Source organism: Amycolatopsis sp. A133 (genome assembly GCF_031082405.1).
Lineage (GTDB): Bacteria > Actinomycetota > Actinomycetes > Mycobacteriales > Pseudonocardiaceae > Amycolatopsis.
Window position 1 is genome coordinate 68,467 of the sequence record NZ_JAVHJU010000051.1, and the last position, 18,052, is coordinate 86,518.

Sequence of the window (18,052 nt, forward strand, 5' to 3'; positions counted from 1 at the left end):
CGTGGCGATACGTTGCGGACGAGGTCCACACCTGACACGGACAGGAGTGTTCATGAGGGGACAGAAACCGGTCGTGGTGGCGGCCGCCGTGGTCGCCAGTCTCTGCCTCGGCACCGGTGTCGCCGCGGCCGGCGACGGCTGGGGCCCGGCGAAGCCCGGCAGCGACGGCGCGGGCGACAGCTACTACCCGCAGGACGGCAACGGCGGCTACGACGTCGCCGACTACCACCTGAAGGTCGGCTACGACCCGGCGTCGCACCAGCTCACCGGGAACCAGGACATCTCCGCGCGGGCGACGCAGCCGCTCAGCTCGTTCAACCTCGACCTGCACGGCCTGACCGTCGACTCGGTGAAGGTCGACGGCCGGGACGCGAAGTTCGCCCGGACCGGCGACCACGAGCTGGTCATCACGCCGTCGCGGGCGCTGTGGCGCGGCCAGCGCTTCGAGGTCAAGATCGCCTACCACGGTGTGCCCGCGGCGATCGACGACCCGGCGCTCGGCAACAACGGCTGGCAGTACGCCAAGGCGGGCGGCGCGTTCGTCGCCGGCGAGCCGAGGTCGGCCACCACCTGGTACCCGGTCAACGACACCCCGCTCGACAAGGCCACGTTCCACCTGGCGATCACCGTGCCCGACGAGTGGGGCGTGATCGCCAACGGCCGCGAGCGCGGGACGCACAAAGCGCCGGGCGGCACCACGCACGTGTGGGCCGAAGAGACGCCGATCGTGCCGTACATGACGACGGTCGCGATCGACAAGTGGACCTTCGACCGGCAGAAGCGGGCCGACGGAACACCGATCGTCAGCGCGTTCGCCCCCGGCGTCCCCGAATCGACGAAGCAGGCCGAGGCGCGGCTGCCGGAGATCCTCGACTTCCTCGAGTCGAAGTTCGGCAAGTACCCGATCGACGCGGCGGGCGGCATCTTCCTCAACGAGGAGATCGGCTTCTCGCTGGAGACGATGAGCCGGCCGATCTACTCCGCGGGCTGGGCGGGCACGGTCCCGACGATCGTCCACGAGAACGCCCACCAGTGGTACGGCGACTCGGTGGCGGTCGCGCACTGGCGCGACGTCTGCCTCAACGAGTGCTTCGCCTCCTACGCCACCTGGCTGTGGGACGAGGCGAAGGAAGGCGTCGACCTCGACAAGCAGTACGCCGACGACGTCAAGAAGGCTTCCACGACGTTCTGGAACGGGAAGCTGTACGACATGGGCCAGGGCAACGAGTTCACGTACGTGTACTCGAAGGGCCCGATGATGCTGCACGCGCTGCGCAACTACGTCGGTGAGCAGGCCTTTTCCCGGGTCCTGAAGACCTGGCCGTCGCTGCACCGCGACGGGAACGCGAGCATGCAGGAGTTCCAGCGGTACACCGAATTCGTCGCGCACCGGAGCCTCAAGGGATTCTTCGACGCGTGGGTGTACGGCACCGGCAAGCCCGCCGACCAGTACCTCTTCCCGGGCGGCCTCAAGCCCGCCGCCTGAGCGCGGTGGTCGTCGAGGCCACCCTGCGGACGTAGGGTGGCCTCGACGCTCTTCGCTTCGGGAGGACGGCATGGCCAGGGTGCTGATGACGGGGTTCGCGCCGTTCGGCGGCGAGCCGGTGAACCCGTCGTGGCAGGCGGTTTCGCTGCTCGCCGCGCGCCGGGACGACGTCGCGGCGGTCGAGCTGCCCTGCGAGTTCGCGGCGTCGCTGCCCGCGCTGCGCCGGGCTCTCGGCGAGCACCGGCCGTCGCTGGTGGTCTGCACCGGCCAGGCCGGCGGCCGGGCCGAGGTGACCCCGGAGCGGGTCGCGATCAACCTGATCGACGCCCGCATCCCGGACAACGCCGGCGCCCAGCCGCTGGACGCCCCGGTGGTCCCCGACGGCCCGGCGGCCTACTTCACGACCCTGCCCGTGAAAGCGTGCGTGGCGGCGATCCGCGCGGCGGGCGTGCCGGCGTCGGTGTCCCACACCGCCGGGACGTACGTGTGCAACCAGGTGTTCTACGGCCTGATGCACCTGCTGGCCACGGAATTCCCCGGCGTGCGCGGCGGTTTTGTGCACGTCCCGTTCAGCCCCGAGCAGGTCGCGGCCTCGGGCAAGCCCGAACCGTCCCTGAGCGTGCCCCGGATCGCCGACGCGCTGGAAGCGGTGGCGGACACGGCTTCGTCGGTGACCAAGGACCTGCCGATCAGCGCGGGCGCAGAGCACTGACCGCCGTGATGCCCTTCCAATCACGCGAGATGCCTCCCCAATCACGCGAGTTCCGCCCCCAATCACGCGAGTTCCGACCCCGATCACGCGAGTTCCGCCCCCGATCACGCCGCCGATGCTTGGGCGGCTTCCGGAGCGCGCTGCCGGGGGAGGTTCCGCGCTCTCGGTCACCCGGGCGGCCCCGCTAACCGCCGCGACCGGTGAGTTCGACGAACGCCGCCGGGCCCGGGACGTTGTGGTGGAGCGTCAGGTCCGCCACGCGATCGCCGCTCCAGGCCGGCGTGAAGCTCACCACCAGCCTGCACCGCCTGCCCGGCGCGACCTCATGGCCGACGCACGCGCTCGCGTCCACCGCGAAGTCCGTGCTGTCCAGCTCCACCCCGCTGACCCGCAACGCGCTCGCGCCGACGCTGCGGACCGCCACCACGCACGTCGTCGTCGTGTGCACCGGGGTCGTGCCGCAGGCGACCGACTCCGGGACGATCACGCGGGCCACGTCCGCCGTGTCCGGTACGCCGGGGAACGTCGCCGGGCGCCCGCGCACGAGGTCCAGCACGGTCACCCCGGTCACCGTGAGGACCAGCGCGCCCGTCGCCAGCAGCACGATCGCGATCGCCTTGATGCCACGGGCGCTGCCGTCCTTGGCGGTGAACCCGCCGGCCGCCAGCACCGTGACCACCAGCGTGGAAATCAGCGTGGCGTCGGGGCCGGCCCCGATCGCGGCCGGGACCAGCGTGCCGAGCAGCGACGCCCCGACCGTGACGGCGAATCCGGTCCAGGAGAAGCGTTCCGCGTCGCGCAGCCGGCTCCGCACGGTCGGTGCGCGGGGTTCCGTCACGGTGCTCATGCAGGTAGGAGGGCCGGGCCCGGCCAGCACGGACGAAATTCCCCCGTTCGGCGGTACGGCGAGCGGTTCGTGATCTGAGGCACACCACCGGCAAAGCACCCTGCCGGGTGATCGAACGGTGTTTACATGTCCGGAACGCGCAGCCCGAAGAAGAGGTGAGTGATGATCGGATTCGAGACCGACCTGCAGGACCTGCGGGACTCGGCCGGAGCCCTCCAGGGAGCGGCCGACGCCGCGGAAAGCGCGTCGAACGGCCTGCGCGGCACCGACGTCCCGCTCAGCTCCGGCGGCGGCGGGTTCTTCGGCGGTCTCACCGGCATGTTCCCCGCGGACAACGCCTTCGGCCGCACGCTCGGCATGCCGGCCGTCGCGGCGGCCTACAACGACCACCTGGCGAAGATCCAGAAGCTGGTCGCGCAGCTGCACCAGACCACCGCGGACACCAGCCACGCGCTGATGCGGGTCGCGGAGCTGTACGAGAAGGCCGACGAGGACTCGAAGCAGCACGTCAACCGCGCGGCCGCGGGCCTGGAAGGGAACTGACGGCGTGGACGGCTACTTCGACTCCGGGCTCGACGCCCAGCCGATGTCCGAGGGCGACGACCGCCGCGCGGAGCTGCTCGAAGGGGTCTCCGAGGACCTCAAGGAAGGCGCGACCGACGCACTCGACGCGCTCGAGATCCTGCGGATGACCGACTGGATCTTCAGCCTCGGCACCGACGACGCCGGCTTCCGGAAGATGCAGGACGACACGGCCGCCCTCTACCGCGAGTTCTCCGACGCCGACATCGACCACGAGTCGGCCGAGGGCCTGCAGAGCCTGATCATGAAGCACGACGCCGTCTGGAAGGCGCTGCAGCGCGACTCGAAGCCGAAGCTCGACGACGCCCGGCAGTTCCTCGACGTCTGGCGCGGCTCCGCGGCGAACGCCGTCAAGGCCTACCTCAACGAGCTCGCGGACGCCTTCACCGAGGTCGAAACCAAGATCACCGTGCTGGAGAGCGACCTCGTCGCCGCGCGCGAGGCGATCGCCGCCGCCCGGCAGGACCTGAACAACCTCGGCTCCACGTTCAAGAAGACGGCGGAGGACTACCAGAAGTCGCAGGAGCGCAAGCGCGAAGCGGCGATGTCGAAGGTGCTGGCGGCGACGTTCGCGGGCGCGGTCACCGGGCTGCTCACCGTGGCCACCGCCGGCGCGGGTGCCGCGGCGGGCGCGACGATCTTCACCGCGGCCAACGGCGCGCTGATCGCCGGGAACGCCGCCGGCGGCGCGATCACCGCGGTGGTGGCCAACCAGGCCGAGATCACCGGCGACAACGCGTTCGACCTGTACCAGAGCTTCGCCGACAGCGCGGGCAAGATCCGCGAAGGTGCCGGCGAGGCGGCGCAGACGCTGGCGAACCGCATCGGCGACGAAGCCGTCGACCTGCCGAAGATCCCCGACGCGCCGGACGTCAGCCCGGGCTCGAGCTTCGACCCGGACAACTTCGAGACCGACCACACGTCGCGGCAGACCGAGAAGAACGTCCGCGACAGGAACGTGGACATCGCCCCCGACGGCCGGGTCTCGCACGACAACGGCACCGTGGGGCTGCTGAATGGCTGACCACCCGGCCAAACCCGACCGCGAGACCCTGCTGGCCGACCTCGAGGCGCTGTCGGCGACGGCGACGTCCGCCGACGGCGCGGTTTCGCTGTCGGTCAACACCGACGGCGTGCTGACCGCGCTGCGGCTCACCGACGCCGTCTCGGGGATGTCGCCGTCCGAGATCGCGGACGCCGTCCTGCGCACCTACGGCCAGGCCCAGCGCGATTCGGCGAGGCGGACCGGGCAGCTGCTGGCGCCGCTGGGCACCGGCGGCTACCTGATGGACCGGCTGCGCTGGCGGGCGCAGTTCGCGCCGGCTCCGGTTCCGGCGGCTTCGGTTCCGGCGGCCCCGGTTTCCGCGCCGCCGGTTCGTGCCGAGCGGGAGGACGCCGTGCTGCAGGACCGCTCTTCGGACGCCGCAGCCGCCGCACCGCCGTCCGGGCCGGTGCCCGACGACGACTGGTACGCCGGCGGCATGCGGTTCGACAAAGCCTGGTGAGCCGTCAGGCCGGCTTGAGTTCGCGGGTGAAGAAGGCGATCAGGTCGGCGGTGCGGCGCGTGTCGAGCGAGGTGTAGAGCCCGGCCGCCCGGCGGTCGTCCGAGCCGAAGAGCACGATCCCGGAGTAGCTGCCCACCCCGGCGATGTACCGGCCGTGCAGCCCGCCGCCGTCCCAGCTGCCCTGCTCGATGTTGCGGGCGCCGGCCTGCAGCTTCGTGCTCGCCTCGATCTCCTCGACGGTGACGCCCTGGTAGTAGCTGACGACGTTGCCCTTGCCGATCCCGCAGGTGACCGCGGCTTGGGCGTGCACCAGCCGGCCCACGGAATCGGCGGCCTGGCAGGTGGTCCGGTCCGGGACGGTGCCGGCCAGCGAGCGCGTGCAGGGGGTGAAGCCGGCCCGGTCGCGCTGGGCCGTGGTTGTGCAGTCCACTGTGGACTGAGCCGACTCGCTCTTCGTCGCGAGCACGACGATGGTCACCGCGACCGCGACGACGACGAGCACCGCGATGCCGATGAGCAGGGCGCTGTTCTTCTTGCGCGGCTTCGGTTGAGGCGGCGGCGGCGGCACGTACGGCCGGGCGGGTTGCTGCCACTGTTGCGGACGCGGCGGCGCCGCCGGCGGGCGGACGGGCGCGAACGCGGGCACGGTGAGGTCGGTGGGGGTGCCGAGCGGAACGTGGTGCAGTCCGAAGGCGACGGCCGTCTCGGGCTGGTCCTGGGTGGTCGGCACGACCCCGAGCTGCCGTCCGAGCAGGGTGGCCAGCAGCGGCATCCGGCTCGGCCCGCCGACGAGGTAGACGCCGCCGAGCTGCGCGGGAACGAGGCCGGCCCGGCCGATCGTCGCGGCGAGCAGCTCGGCGCTGCGCAGCAGGCTGGGCCGCACGAGCGCTTCGAGCTCGTCCCGGCTGACGAGGACGTCACCGAACGGCTCGGGCATCGGCACGTGGGTCTGCGCGTGCCGCGAGAGGCTTTCCTTGGCGTCGCGGACGTCCTGCAGCAACGCCCGCCGCGTCCGGCGGTCGGCGGTGGTCTGCGGGCGCAGGAGCCGTTGCCACTGCGCCGGATCGGCGTGGGACACCGCGCGTCCGATGTGGACAAGCAGGGCCTGGTCGATGTCGAGACTGCCGAGGTCGGGCAGGCCGTCCTCGGCGAGCACGGTGAAGCCGTGCTGCGTCATGCCGACGACGGCGCAGTCGAAGGTGCCGGCCCCGAGGTCGTAGACGCCGATGGGCCCGCTGGTCCGGCTCCCGAGACTGGCGTAGTGAGCGGCGGCGGCCACCGGCTCGGGAATCAGCCGCACGTCGGCGAACCCGGCTTTCGCACCGGCGACCCGGAGGACCTCCTGCCGGTCGGCGCCCCAGCCGGCGGGGTGCGCGATCCGCGTCTGCGCGGGCGGACGGCCCAGCTGCCGCCCGGCCTCTTCGCCGATCCGGCGCAGAACGGCGGCGAAGGCGTCGGCGATCTCGATTTCGGTCTCGCCGAGCTGCAAGCGGCCTTCGTCGATGCGCCGCTTGGGATTGGGTTCGAACCGGCTGGGATCGAGCCGCGCCCGCCGTTCGGCATCCTGCCCGACGACGAGCAGGCCGTCATCGTTGACGTAGACGGCGGAGGACATGGTGACGGACCCGTCGACCTCAATGGCCCGGGGCCCCCGCCCGAAGGCGGAGAGAACGCCGACGGTGCTGGAAGTCCCGAAGTCGATCGACAGCACGTCCAAAGCGGTCCCCTCCCAAGGTCCGCGGGCATCGTCTCACGGGCCCGGACAGCGAGAAGGGCGGCTCCCCTTCCGGGGAACCGCCCTTCCTGCGAACCACTCAGGCGATCACTCGCCTTCGGCTTCGCCGCCGTTCTCCTCGTGGCCGGCGCCGATGCTGACCGGCGGGGCGTCCGGGATCGACGACGGACGACGCTCACCGCGGAAGGTGAACTTGGCCTGGTCGTCCTTGTCCTCCGGGTTGCCGCTCCAGCCCTCGACGTCGACCAGGATGATCTGGCCGGGCTCGACCTCGCCGAAGAGGATCTTCTCCGACAGCTGGTCCTCGATCTCGCGCTGGATCGTCCGGCGCAGCGGCCGGGCGCCGAGCACGGGGTCGAAGCCGCGCTTGGCCAGCAGGGCCTTCGCCTTCGACGTCAGCTCCAGCTCCATGTCCTTGGCCTTGAGCTGCGTCTCGACGCGGCCGATCATCAGGTCGACCATCATGATGATCTGGTCCTGCGTCAGCTGGTGGAACACGATGATGTCATCGATCCGGTTCAGGAACTCCGGGCGGAAATGCTTCTTCATTTCCTCGTTGACCTTCTGCTTCATCTTCTCGTACCGGGTGCCGGTGTCGTTGGACCCGGCGAACCCGAGCGAGACGGACTTCGAGATGTCCGACGTGCCCAGGTTGGACGTGAAGATGAGGACCGTGTTCTTGAAGTCGACCGTGCGGCCCTGACCGTCGGTCAGGCGGCCGTCCTCCAGCACCTGCAGGAGCGTGTTGTAGATCTCCTGGTGCGCCTTCTCGATCTCGTCGAACAGGACCACCGAGAACGGCTTGCGCCGCACCTTCTCGGTCAGCTGGCCACCCTCTTCGTAGCCGACGTAGCCCGGAGGGGCACCGAAGAGCCGCGAAGCGGTGTAGCGGTCGTGGAACTCGCCCATGTCGATCTGGATGAGCGCGTCGTCCTCGCCGAACAGGAACGCCGCCAGCGCCTTGGAGAGCTCGGTCTTACCCACACCGGACGGGCCGGCGAAGATGAACGAGCCCGACGGGCGCTTCGGGTCCTTCAGACCGGCACGCGTACGGCGGATCGCCTGCGAGACGGCCTTGACCGCGTCCTCCTGGCCGATGATGCGCTTGTGGAGCTCGTCCTCCATGCGCAGCAGCCGGGTGGTCTCCTCCTCGGTCAGCTTGAACACCGGGATGCCGGTCCAGTTGGCCAGCACCTCCGCGATCTGCTCGTCGTCGACCTCGGCGACGACGTCGAGGTCGCCGTCCTTCCACTGCTTCTCCCGCTCGCCCTTCTGGCCGAGGAGGGTCTTCTCCTCGTCACGCAGGCGGGCGGCCCGCTCGAAGTCCTGCGCGTCGATCGCGGACTCCTTGTCGCGGCGGACGTTCGCGATCTTCTCGTCGAACTCGCGCAGGTCCGGCGGCGCGGTCATCCGGCGGATGCGCATCCGGGCGCCGGCCTCGTCGATCAGGTCGATCGCCTTGTCCGGGAGGAACCGGTCGTTGATGTACCGGTCCGCCAGGGTCGCGGCGGCGACCAGCGCCGAGTCGGTGATCGAGACGCGGTGGTGCGCCTCGTACCGGTCGCGCAGGCCCTTGAGGATCTCGATCGTGTGCTCCAGCGACGGCTCGCCGACCTGGATCGGCTGGAACCGGCGCTCGAGGGCGGCGTCCTTCTCGATGTACTTGCGGTACTCCTCGAGCGTGGTCGCGCCGATCGTCTGCAGCTCACCGCGGGCGAGCATCGGCTTCAGGATCGAAGCCGCGTCGATCGCGCCCTCGGCGGCACCCGCCCCGACCAGCGTGTGCAGCTCGTCGATGAACAGGATGATGTCGCCGCGGGTCTTGATCTCCTTGAGCACCTTCTTCAGGCGCTCTTCGAAGTCACCGCGGTAGCGGGAGCCGGCGACCAGCGAGCCCAGGTCGAGCGTGTAGAGCTGCTTGTCCTTGAGCGTCTCGGGCACCTCGCCCTTGACGATGCTCTGCGCGAGGCCCTCGACGACGGCGGTCTTGCCGACGCCCGGCTCGCCGATGAGCACCGGGTTGTTCTTGGTCCGGCGGGACAGCACCTGCATGACCCGCTCGATCTCCTTGCCGCGCCCGATGACCGGGTCGAGCTTGCCCTCGCGGGCGAGCACGGTCATGTTGCGGCCGAACTGGTCGAGGACCAGCGACGACGACGGGGTGCCCTCACCGCGGCCGGAACCGGTTTCGGTGGACTCCTTGCCGCCCTGGTAGCCCGAAAGCAGCTGCAGCACCTGCTGGCGGACCCGGTTGAGGTCCGCTCCCAGCTTGACCAGGACCTGCGCGGCGACGCCCTCGCCCTCGCGGATCAGGCCGAGCAGGATGTGCTCGGTGCCGATGTAGTTGTGGCCGAGCTGCAGCGCTTCGCGCAGTGACAGCTCCAGCACCTTCTTGGCGCGCGGCGTGAACGGGATGTGCCCGCTCGGCGCCTGCTGGCCCTGGCCGATGATCTCCTCGACCTGCTGGCGCACGCCCTCCAGGGCGATGCCCAGCGACTCCAGCGCCTTGGCGGCGACACCCTCACCCTCGTGGATCAGACCCAGGAGGATGTGCTCGGTGCCGATGTAGTTGTGGTTGAGCATCCTGGCCTCTTCTTGAGCCAGGACGACCACCCGCCTCGCGCGGTCGGTGAACCTCTCAAACATGTGCACTCCCTCGACTGCTGCGCCGGCGGCCCGTTTCCATCGCGTGCTTTCACCGCGATGGATTCAGCACCGTGAGACCACTCTAGTAGCCAAGCCGTCGCACTGGCGTACCACTACGGCTCTCGGCGGTCGTTTCCGCACCCGGACGTGGCATCTCCCGGGTGTTCCCATCATCAGGTTGCCCTGCACCTTTACGTCAACCCCAACGTGCGAGCGGCCACGCGGATTCCGCCATCCGCGCCCTGTCCGCTCACCGCGAACAGTCCGCAACCTGGGAGTGCCGGATCACGGTGCCACCCGATTGGCTCAGCAGCCGTCAGCCTGTAAGGTTAGGCACGCCTAATCCCCTACGGCGCTCGAGGAGGGCCGCGGTTGAACCAGCAGCGGTCCTTCCGTGACGCACGCGAGGTCGGCGACGGCCTCGCGTCGTCGTTGCAGCGGGTCTCCGGCCTGCAGGAGCGCAGTGAGCTGCGCCGCGACGTCCCGGCCGGCTGGATCCGCTGCTCGGAGCTGCTGGAGACGCCCGCGTACTTCGACGAGTGGCGCGGCCTCCTCGGCGACTGGCTGCTGCGCGAGCACGACGCGACCCCGGCCAGCACCACGGCCAGCTGGGTGCTGACCTGGTACCTGCACGTGCCGGCGTACGTCGGCGCGCTGCTGCTGCACCACGAGCGGCGGGTGCCGTCGCTGAAGCCGTCCGAGCTGGCGTTCCGCCTGGCCGACGACCGCCCGCACCCGGACGGCATGGCGGTGCTGGGTGACGCGTTCCACTGCCTCCCGACGGACCCCGGCTCGGCCCGCCCGGAGGCGACGGTGGTCCGCGACGAGCGGGCGCTGGCGGCGGTCCTGCGGGCGCGCTACCTGGCCCACGCGGCCCAGTTCGTCCAGGCGTACGCGCCGGTCAGCAGGCTGGGCCGGCGGACGCTGTGGGCCGCGGCGACGGACGCGCTGGAGAACTCGCTGTGGTGGGCGGGCCGCCAGGGCGGCACCCCGGAAGCGGAGGGCGCGGGCGTCGCGGACGCGGCCCTGGTCCTCGACCGGCGTTATCCGCCGCTGACGTCGGCCTCGACGTTGCGCCTGACGGAGGGCCCGGACGGCCACCGCGAGTGGACCCGCCGCCGCGAGAGCTGCTGCTTTTCGTACCTGCTCCCGTCGGCCGACGAGTGCGACGGCTGCCCGCGCACCTGCTCGCGCTGAAGTCAGGCCGTCCAGCCCGGCCGCACCCCGCTGCGACCTTGGCGGAGCCGGCTTTGCCGAGCCGAGAGCGACCCCGGCCGACCAGCTCAGGGCGTCCAGCCCGGGTCCCGCCCGGCCGCACCCAGCGCCCGCTCCAGCGGCGACGCGTCCTCGGCGACGGCCACCGCCGGCCCGTAGACCCCCATCGCCCGCGCCTGGTCGCCCATCGCCACCGCGGACTCGTACACCGCCGTCGCCGCTTCGGGCGCGTAGGTGCACGACTGGCCGCTCGCGCGGGCCAGGTCCCAGCCGTGCAGGACGAACTCACCCAGCACCATCGCGCCGACCAGCGCCGACGGCATCGGGGCCGTCCCCAGGGCCGTCGTGCCCGTCCACGCCGACGGCGTCCCGAAGACCTCCACCAGCGTCTCCGTCTGCTTGTCGAGTGCCGCGGGCCAGTCGTCCGCCACCAGCGCCGCCGCCGCCTCGCCGCCGGGCGCGGGCGGGTCCTCGCGCCGTCCCGCGGCGATGAGCCACGGGCCCCAGTACAGAAGGTGGTTCAGCAGCCCGCGGACGTCGTAGCCGGCGCACGGCGTCGGGGCGGTCAGGTCGGGGACCGCGTGGGCGATCCGGCGGAATTCGGCCGCGGCGGGGCGCAGCAACTCGGCAGTCATGCCGGAGATCCAAACCGCTCGCCGCGGGGCCGTCTTGAAGGAACGCGACAGCTAACGTGGGCCCGTGACGCACCGGATCCCGCGCGGCATCGTGGCCGAGGCCACCGCGCGCACGATGTTCACGCTGACCCGGCACCCGCCCGCACCGGAACTCGCCGAATTCGTCGAATACCACTGGGTGCTGCGCTGGGACCTGCGCGGCAAACCGCCGTACGAGCAGCGGGTGCTGCCGAACCTCGCGGTCCACGTGACGTTCTTCCCGGGCGCTTCCGGGGTCCACGGGCCGGCCCGCGCCGTCTTTTCGCATCGGCTCCAGGGCCGCGTCCAAGGCTTGGGCGTGCGATTCCGGCCGGGCACCTTCCGCGCGTTCCTCGGCGGACCCGTACGTGACATCGCCGACCGGGCCGTCCCGCTCGTGGACGTTTTCGGCCCGGCGGCGGTCGCGGCCGCGGAATCGGTGCGCTCGGCGGACGAGGACGCGCAAATGGTCCGTGCGGTCGACAACTTGCTGATCGCAAATCCCGAGCCGCTCTCGCCGGCCGCGCGGGAGGCGGCGGAGGCCGTGGAATCAATCGCGCGGGATCCGGGAATTACGCGGGTCGCGCAACTGTGTGCGGATACTGGACTAACCACCAGGTCTGTCCAGCGGATGTTCGCCGAACACGTCGGCTGCCCGCCCAAGTGGGCGATCCGGATTTACCGGCTCAATGACGCAGCGCAGCGGCTCGTCACGGAAGGAGATCCCGATTACGCCGGTCTGGCGCTTCGACTGGGCTATAGCGACCAGTCGCACTTCATCCGCGATTTCCGGACGGTGACCGGCCAGTCGCCTGCCGAGTACCTCCGAACAGCCCGCGCGGCGGCCGAACGGGAACCGGACAGCGATCGGACATGAAGAAAGCCGCCGGGCGCGAATTCGCCCGGCGGCCACCTGGTAAACCCCTGCGTCGACCGATTTGCCACCCCGCCCGTACGGGCCACCGCTGGTCAGCGCCCGGCCGCCGGCCCGCACGCGGGTAGGGTGAACAATCTTCAGTTCTTCTTGTGGTAAGCCTCGACGACCTCGGAGGGGATGCGGCCGCGGTCGGAAACCGCGTAACCGTTCTTGCGCGCCCACGACCGGATGGCCTGGTTCTGCTCGCGGTCGACAGCGGCCGGACGAGCCGAACCCTTACCCGCGACCGGGCGAACCGAAGCGCGCTTGCGACCGCCCGCACGGCGCGCGTGCTCGACATACTGAGCGAGCGCGTCCCGCAGCTCCTCGGCGTTTTCCGAGGAGAGATCGATCTGGTAGCTGACTCCGTCCAAACCGAACTCGACGGTCTCTTCCGCCTCACTGCCGTCGAGGTCGTCGACCAGCGAGACGAGCACCTTCTGTGCCATCCGATTCCTCCTGCGGGGCTTACTCAATGATCTGGTACGGGGCGAGCCCCGGGACAGAAGACTTTGTCTAGAACATTAGTACCCGCTTCTGGAGTGCAGCGCAAATCTCATATGCATAACCGGCCGCTATCCTCACACGGCCGGGTTATTCGGGTCGTACCAGCGGGAAGAGGATCGTCTCCCGGATACCGAGCCCGGTCAGCGCCATGAGCAGCCGGTCGATACCCATTCCGACGCCGCCGCTCGGCGGCATTCCGTACTCCAGGGCACGCAGGAAATCCTCGTCCAGGCGCATGGCTTCGCTATCGCCCTGCGCGGCCAGCAGGGACTGTTCGGTGAGCCGTTCCCGTTCGACGACCGGATCGACCAGCTCGGAGTATCCGGTGGCGAGTTCGAATCCGCGCACGTAGAGGTCCCACTTCTCGGCCACGCCGGGCCGGGAGCGGTGCTGCCTCGTCAATGGCGAGGTCTCCAGCGGAAAATCACGGACAAACGTCGGGGCGTGCAGGTGATCTCCGACGAGGTGTTCCCACAGTTCCTCGACGAGCTTCCCGTGGCCGAGCTTCGGATCCACTTCCAGGCCCCTGGCCTGCGCGAATCCGAGCAGTTTGGCGGCCGGCGTCTCCGGCGTGACCTCTTCGCCGAGGGAATCGGACAACGACTCGTACATTCCGAGCGTGGTCCATTCGCCGGACAGGTCGTACTCCGAACCGTCCGGCAACGTGACGACCAGCGTGTCCAGCACCTCCTGCGCGGCCTCCTGGATCAGCTGCCGCGTCATCACCGCGTTCGTGTCGTACGTGGCGTAGGCCTCGTAGTACTCGAGCATCGCGAACTCCGGCGAGTGCGAGGAGTCGCTGCCCTCGTTGCGGAAGTTGCGGTTGATCTCGAAGACCTTCTCGATGCCGCCGACGACGCAGCGCTTGAGGTAGAGCTCCGGCGCGATCCGCAGGAACAGCTCCATGTCGAACGCGTTGGAATGCGTGACGAACGGGCGGGCCGCGGCGCCGCCGTGCAGCGTCTGCAGCATCGGCGTCTCGACCTCGGTGAACCCGCGGCGGTGGAACGATTCCCGCAGCGACCGGACCACGCCGGCCCGCGTGCGCACGACGTCCCGCGCGCGGGGGCGCATGATCAGGTCGACGTAGCGCTGGCGGATCCGCGTTTCCTCGGCCAGCTCCTTGTGGGCGGTCGGGAGCGGGCGCAGCGCCTTCGACGTGATGCGCCAGGCGTCGGCCATCACCGAAAGCTCGCCGCGCTTGGATGTGATGACCTCGCCCTGCACGAACACGTGGTCGCCGAGGTCGACATCGGACTTCCACGCCGCCAGCGCGTCCTCGCCGACCTTCGCCAGGCTGATCATCGCCTGCAGCTCGGTGCCGTCGCCTTCGCGGAGGCTTGCGAAGCACAGTTTGCCCGTATTGCGCAGGAACATCACCCGGCCGGTGACGCCGACCTGCTCGCCCGTGGCGGTGTCGGCGGGCAACCCGGAATGCGCCGCCCGCACTTCGGCGAGCGAGTGCGTGCGGGGTACCTCGACCGGGTAAGGATCGATACCCTCGGCGAGGATCCGGTCGCGCTTCTCCCGGCGCACCCGCATCTGCTCGGGCAGTTCGTCTTCGGCGGGCTCGCTGGTGGAAGCGGGGTTTTCGGTCATGGCCATAGGGTACGAACCCGGCTGTCCGCTACGCCAACCGGATTACCTTTACCTTTCCCTCCATTAGCCTGGCCGACGTGAGTGATCCCACACGAGCTCAGCGCGCTTCTTCCTTCGGCAGCCGCGCGGCCGCATACGCCGAGCACCGGCCCGATTACCCGCGGGAAGCGCTCGAGTGGGGGCTTTCCGGGGCGAGCGGAACACCGCGCCGGGTGCTCGATCTCGGCGCCGGAACCGGCAAACTCGCCCTCGGCCTCACCGCGCTCGGGCTCGACGTCACCGCGGTCGAACCCGACCCGGAAATGCGCGCGGAACTCGAGCGGGCCGTGCCGTCGGCGACGTCACTGGCGGGGCAGGCGGAACGGATCCCGGTGCCCGGCGGCGGTGTTGACGCGGTTTTCGCCGGCCAGGCCTTCCACTGGTTCGACGTACCCGCGGCGATGACGGAGATCGGCCGCGTGCTGCGTCCCGGCGGCGTGTGCGTGCCGATGTGGAACTACGAGGACGAATCGGTGCCGTGGGTGGCCGAGTTCACCGCACTGGGCCGCGACGGCACCCGCCGCCCGGCGAGCGTCGAAGATCTGCGCGAGGTGACGCACCCGGCCTTCGAATCGTTCGAAAGCGACCGGTTTCACCACACGCAACGGCGGACGGCGGAGAGCCTGCTGGAAACGATCGCAACGTATTCGAAGGTGATCGTCGCGGCACCGGAGGAGTCGGCGGCCCTGCTGGGCAGGCTCCGGCAGTTCCTCGCGGAGAACCCGGCCACCGCGGACGGCGAGTTCGACCTGCCGCTGGTCACCACGGTATTGCGCGCGCGGCGGCGCTGAGGTTTCCGGGCCGGATCGGGAATCGCCGGGGCGAGCCTGATCTCGCCGACGTCACTCGTGAGAGCGGCCCGTACCGACCGAACTCACCGCGGGAAGTACGGCCGCAGCGTCGCCGCGGTGATCCGATCGAGCAGCCGATCCGGCAGCACGCGCACCAACCGCGTCAACAACCCCGCATCCCGCCCGATCGCGTAGCGCGTTCGCGGCCGGCGCGCCGTCGCCGCGCCGGCCACGATGCGCCCCGCCTTCTCCGCCGGCATCCCCGCCCGCGTGAACCGCAGCGAATGCGCGACCACGGCCTCGACGAGCCCGCCGTACCGCCGCTGGTGCTCCGCACTCATCTCCGAAGCGAGACCGGTCGCCGTGGCCGCACCCCGCGCGCCCATCTCGGTCCGCACCGCGCCCGGCTCGACCACGACCACCGCCACCCCGTGCGGGGCGAGTTCCCGGCGAAGCGCGTCACTGACCGCCTCGAGCGCGAACTTCGTCCCCGCATACGGCCCGTAGGTCGCCAGCGCGACCTTCCCGCCGACCGAGCTGATGTTCACGATCCGCCCACCGCTGGAGTGCAGGAACGGCAGCAGCGCCTGCGTCACGGCGACCTGCCCGAACAGGTTCACGTCGAACAGCCGCCGCCATTCGTCGAGCGGCAAGGTCTCGACCGGGGCGTTCACCGAGATGCCCGCGTTGTTGATCAGTGCGCGCAAGGGAAGCCCCGAAGCAGACACCCGCGAAGCAAGGGAAGCAACGTCCGAAGGCCGCGTGATGTCCAGGATCACCGGCGAAATGCCCTCCGCCCGGATAGCGGAAGCGTCGGCTTCGCGGCGGACGCCCGCCAAGACCTGGTAGCCCCGAGCGGCGAGCGCGCGGGCGGTCGCCAAACCCAGCCCGGTCGAAGCACCGGTGACGACCATGAGTTCATGTGACGTTGTCATACGAACCACTGTCCAGAACTCGTGTGACAATGTCAACCATGGTGACCCGAGCGGAAAGCGCGTCCGCGACCCGGCAGGCCCTCGTGCGCGCCGCGGCCGAGTTGCTCGACGAGGGCGGACCCGACGCCGTGACGCTCCGCGCGGTGGGCGCCCGGGCCGGCGTCTCACGCGGCGCGCCGTACGGGCACTTCGAAGACAAGGCGCACCTGCTGACCCAGCTCGCCGTCGACGCCTGGAACTCACTGGCCGACGAGGTCGCACAACTGCGCGCCGAACCGGCCGCCACCCCGGCCGAGACGCTCGAACGAGCGCTCCTGGCTCTCATCGGGCTCGGCCGGCGGCAACCGCACCGCTACGCGCTGATGTTCAGCACCCCGGCCGACGCCCCGGACGCCGCCGCAGCCGCGAGCCGCGTCGAGAACCAGTACCTCGACGCCGTCGCCGATCTGGTCGGGCAGGACAACGCCCGCCGCTACGGCGCCCTGCTCATGTCGAGCGCGCACGGCATCGCCGGGCTCGCACTCACCGGCCACCTGGCCAAGGAGAAGTGGGACGTCGACGGCGAACAGCTCGTGCACATGCTCGTCGGCGCGATCACGAACTAGGGCCGGATGTTGCGCTCGTACACCAGCCGCAGGCCGAGGAGGGTCAGCTCCGGCACGTGGTCGGTGATCGTCTCCGACTCGCCCAGCACCAGCGGGGCCAATCCACCCGTCGCCAGCACCGCCACCGGTTCGGTGCCGCTCGGGGAAAGCTCGCGGACGATCCGGCGCACCAGCCCGTCCACCTGGCCCGCGAAGCCGTACAGGATCCCGGACTGCAGGCACTCCACCGTGTTCTTGCCGATCACCGACCGCGGCGGCGCCAGTTCCACCTTCCGCAGCGCCGCCGCGCGCAACGCCAGCGCGTCCACCGAAATTTCGATGCCCGGGGCGAACGCGCCGCCCAGGAACTCACCACGGGCCGAGATCGCGTCCACGTTCGTCGACGTGCCGAAGTCGACCACCACGCACGCCGTACCGCGGTGGAGGTGGTGCGCGGCCAGGGTGTTCGCCAGCCGGTCCGCGCCCACCTCCTTCGGGTTGTCCACCAGCAGGGCCACGCCGGTGCGCACGCCCGGCTCGACCACGATCTTCGGCACCCCGGCGTAGTACCGGCCGAGCATCACCCGCAGCTCGCGCAGCACCGCCGGCACCGTCGACAACGCGCTGATCCCGGTCACCGCGTCCGCGTGCGGGCCGAGCAGCCCGCGGACCGTCAACGCCAGCTCGTCGGCCGTGATGCGCGCGTCCGTCCGCATCCGCCAGTCGCCGACCAGCGCGTCCCCGGACCACAGCCCCAGGACGATGTTCGTGTTGCCGACGTCGACGGTGAGCAGCAAGCGGGTCAGCTTTCCGCGTGCAGGAGCGCGTCGAGGCGGCGGGCGTCCGCCGTCTCGGCGACCGGGAAGATCGCCGTCTCGTCGTCCGGCGGCAGGGTCACCGTGCCGGACAGCAGCCCCGACCCCTCCGGTGCGTGCCCCGGGTCGGTGTGCCGGTGGACGATCCGGTTGTCGGCGTCGACGAACACCACGCGTGGTTCGTACGTCGCCGCTTCGGCGTTGTCCATCTGGCCGTACGAGATGAGGATGACCAGGTCACCCGGGTGCACCAGGTGCGCCGCGGCGCCGTTGATGCCGAGCACCCCGCTGCCGCGCTCGCCCTTGATGACGTAGGTCTCCAGCCGCGCCCCGTTGGTGACGTCCACAATGGACACCTGTTCCCCCGGCAGCAGGTCCGCGGCCTCCATCAGGTCCTCGTCGACCGTCACCGAACCGACGTAGTGCAGGTCGGCCTGGGTGACGGTGACCCGGTGGATCTTCGACTTGAGCATCGTGCGGTACAT

Annotated in this window: 18 protein-coding genes; 9 read left to right on the forward strand and 9 right to left on the reverse strand. The window is 70.5% G+C overall.

What is annotated here, in order from left to right; genetic code table 11:
- Positions 1-52: 52 nt before the first annotated feature.
- Positions 53-1,486: a M1 family metallopeptidase gene (locus Q5425_RS30435; RefSeq protein WP_308675781.1), complete on the forward strand. Its 1,434-nt coding sequence runs from the start codon at positions 53-55 to the stop codon at positions 1,484-1,486.
- A 70-nt stretch (positions 1,487-1,556) separates the two neighbouring features.
- Positions 1,557-2,198 carry a pyroglutamyl-peptidase I gene (pcp, locus tag Q5425_RS30440; protein ID WP_308675782.1) on the forward strand — a complete coding sequence of 214 codons (642 nt, stop codon included), beginning with the start codon at positions 1,557-1,559 and terminating at the stop codon, positions 2,196-2,198.
- A 184-nt stretch (positions 2,199-2,382) separates the two neighbouring features.
- Here the strand turns inward: pcp and Q5425_RS30445 are convergent, their stop codons facing one another.
- A complete protein-coding gene (locus Q5425_RS30445) occupies positions 2,383-3,045 on the reverse strand; it encodes a hypothetical protein (protein WP_308675783.1) in 663 nt (220 codons plus the stop codon).
- Positions 3,046-3,207: 162 nt separating this feature from the next.
- On the opposite strand from Q5425_RS30445, the gene Q5425_RS30450 reads away from it, so the two are divergent.
- The 3 genes from Q5425_RS30450 to Q5425_RS30460 are packed head-to-tail and all read left to right on the forward strand — an operon-like array spanning position 3,208 to position 5,132.
- Entirely contained in the window at positions 3,208-3,588 is a 381-nt protein-coding gene (locus Q5425_RS30450) for a hypothetical protein (RefSeq protein WP_308675784.1), read from the forward strand.
- Positions 3,589-3,592: 4 nt separating this feature from the next.
- The gene (locus Q5425_RS30455) at positions 3,593-4,651 is read left to right on the forward strand and encodes a hypothetical protein (RefSeq protein ID WP_308675785.1); all 1,059 of its coding nucleotides are present in this window, start codon (positions 3,593-3,595) and stop codon (positions 4,649-4,651) included.
- Positions 4,644-5,132 carry a YbaB/EbfC family nucleoid-associated protein gene (locus tag Q5425_RS30460; RefSeq protein ID WP_308675786.1) on the forward strand — a complete coding sequence of 163 codons (489 nt, stop codon included), beginning with the start codon at positions 4,644-4,646 and terminating at the stop codon, positions 5,130-5,132. Before Q5425_RS30455 ends, Q5425_RS30460 begins: the two co-directional genes overlap by 8 nt.
- Before the next feature lie 4 nt (positions 5,133-5,136).
- Here the strand turns inward: Q5425_RS30460 and Q5425_RS30465 are convergent, their stop codons facing one another.
- Together Q5425_RS30465 and Q5425_RS30470 are read right to left on the reverse strand one after the other, a co-directional pair.
- Positions 5,137-6,849: an Hsp70 family protein gene (locus tag Q5425_RS30465; RefSeq protein ID WP_308675787.1), complete on the reverse strand. Its 1,713-nt coding sequence runs from the start codon at positions 6,847-6,849 to the stop codon at positions 5,137-5,139.
- Between the two features lie 105 nt (positions 6,850-6,954).
- Complete coding sequence (locus Q5425_RS30470; RefSeq protein ID WP_308675788.1) at positions 6,955-9,513, reverse strand: ATP-dependent Clp protease ATP-binding subunit; 2,559 nt, start codon at positions 9,511-9,513, stop codon at positions 6,955-6,957.
- 372 nt (positions 9,514-9,885) lie between these two features.
- Here Q5425_RS30470 and Q5425_RS30475 point away from each other — a divergent pair, with 372 nt between their 5' ends.
- Positions 9,886-10,710 (forward strand): (2Fe-2S)-binding protein, encoded by an 825-nt coding sequence (locus tag Q5425_RS30475; RefSeq protein WP_308675789.1) that lies wholly within the window; start codon positions 9,886-9,888, stop codon positions 10,708-10,710.
- 86 nt (positions 10,711-10,796) lie between these two features.
- On the opposite strand, the gene Q5425_RS30480 is transcribed toward Q5425_RS30475, so the two are convergent.
- Positions 10,797-11,363: a TIGR03086 family metal-binding protein gene (locus tag Q5425_RS30480; RefSeq protein WP_308675790.1), complete on the reverse strand. Its 567-nt coding sequence runs from the start codon at positions 11,361-11,363 to the stop codon at positions 10,797-10,799.
- A 115-nt stretch (positions 11,364-11,478) separates the two neighbouring features.
- Here Q5425_RS30480 and Q5425_RS30485 point away from each other — a divergent pair, with 115 nt between their 5' ends.
- Complete coding sequence (locus Q5425_RS30485; protein ID WP_396135274.1) at positions 11,479-12,258, forward strand: DUF6597 domain-containing transcriptional factor; 780 nt, start codon at positions 11,479-11,481, stop codon at positions 12,256-12,258.
- 137 nt (positions 12,259-12,395) lie between these two features.
- Here the strand turns inward: Q5425_RS30485 and Q5425_RS30490 are convergent, their stop codons facing one another.
- Positions 12,396-12,746 (reverse strand): Lsr2 family protein, encoded by a 351-nt coding sequence (locus Q5425_RS30490; protein ID WP_020641935.1) that lies wholly within the window; start codon positions 12,744-12,746, stop codon positions 12,396-12,398.
- A gap of 145 nt (positions 12,747-12,891) precedes the next feature.
- Positions 12,892-14,403, reverse strand: a complete 1,512-nt coding sequence (gene lysS / locus Q5425_RS30495; protein WP_308675792.1) for a lysine--tRNA ligase — start codon at positions 14,401-14,403, stop codon at positions 12,892-12,894.
- A 77-nt stretch (positions 14,404-14,480) separates the two neighbouring features.
- Between lysS and Q5425_RS30500 the strand changes: the two genes are divergently transcribed.
- Positions 14,481-15,233, forward strand: coding sequence for a methyltransferase domain-containing protein (locus Q5425_RS30500; protein WP_308675793.1), 753 nt, complete (start codon positions 14,481-14,483; stop codon positions 15,231-15,233).
- A gap of 83 nt (positions 15,234-15,316) precedes the next feature.
- Here Q5425_RS30500 and Q5425_RS30505 read toward each other — a convergent pair whose 3' ends face one another.
- Entirely contained in the window at positions 15,317-16,168 is an 852-nt protein-coding gene (locus Q5425_RS30505) for an SDR family NAD(P)-dependent oxidoreductase (RefSeq protein ID WP_308675794.1), read from the reverse strand.
- A 38-nt stretch (positions 16,169-16,206) separates the two neighbouring features.
- Between Q5425_RS30505 and Q5425_RS30510 the strand changes: the two genes are divergently transcribed.
- A complete protein-coding gene (locus Q5425_RS30510) occupies positions 16,207-16,773 on the forward strand; it encodes a TetR/AcrR family transcriptional regulator (protein WP_308675795.1) in 567 nt (188 codons plus the stop codon).
- On the opposite strand, the gene Q5425_RS30515 is transcribed toward Q5425_RS30510, so the two are convergent.
- Positions 16,770-17,549, reverse strand: coding sequence for a type III pantothenate kinase (locus Q5425_RS30515; RefSeq protein WP_308675796.1), 780 nt, complete (start codon positions 17,547-17,549; stop codon positions 16,770-16,772). The genes Q5425_RS30510 and Q5425_RS30515 overlap by 4 nt on opposite strands.
- 5 nt (positions 17,550-17,554) lie before the next feature.
- Positions 17,555-18,052: an aspartate 1-decarboxylase gene (gene panD / locus Q5425_RS30520; protein WP_308675797.1), complete on the reverse strand. Its 498-nt coding sequence runs from the start codon at positions 18,050-18,052 to the stop codon at positions 17,555-17,557.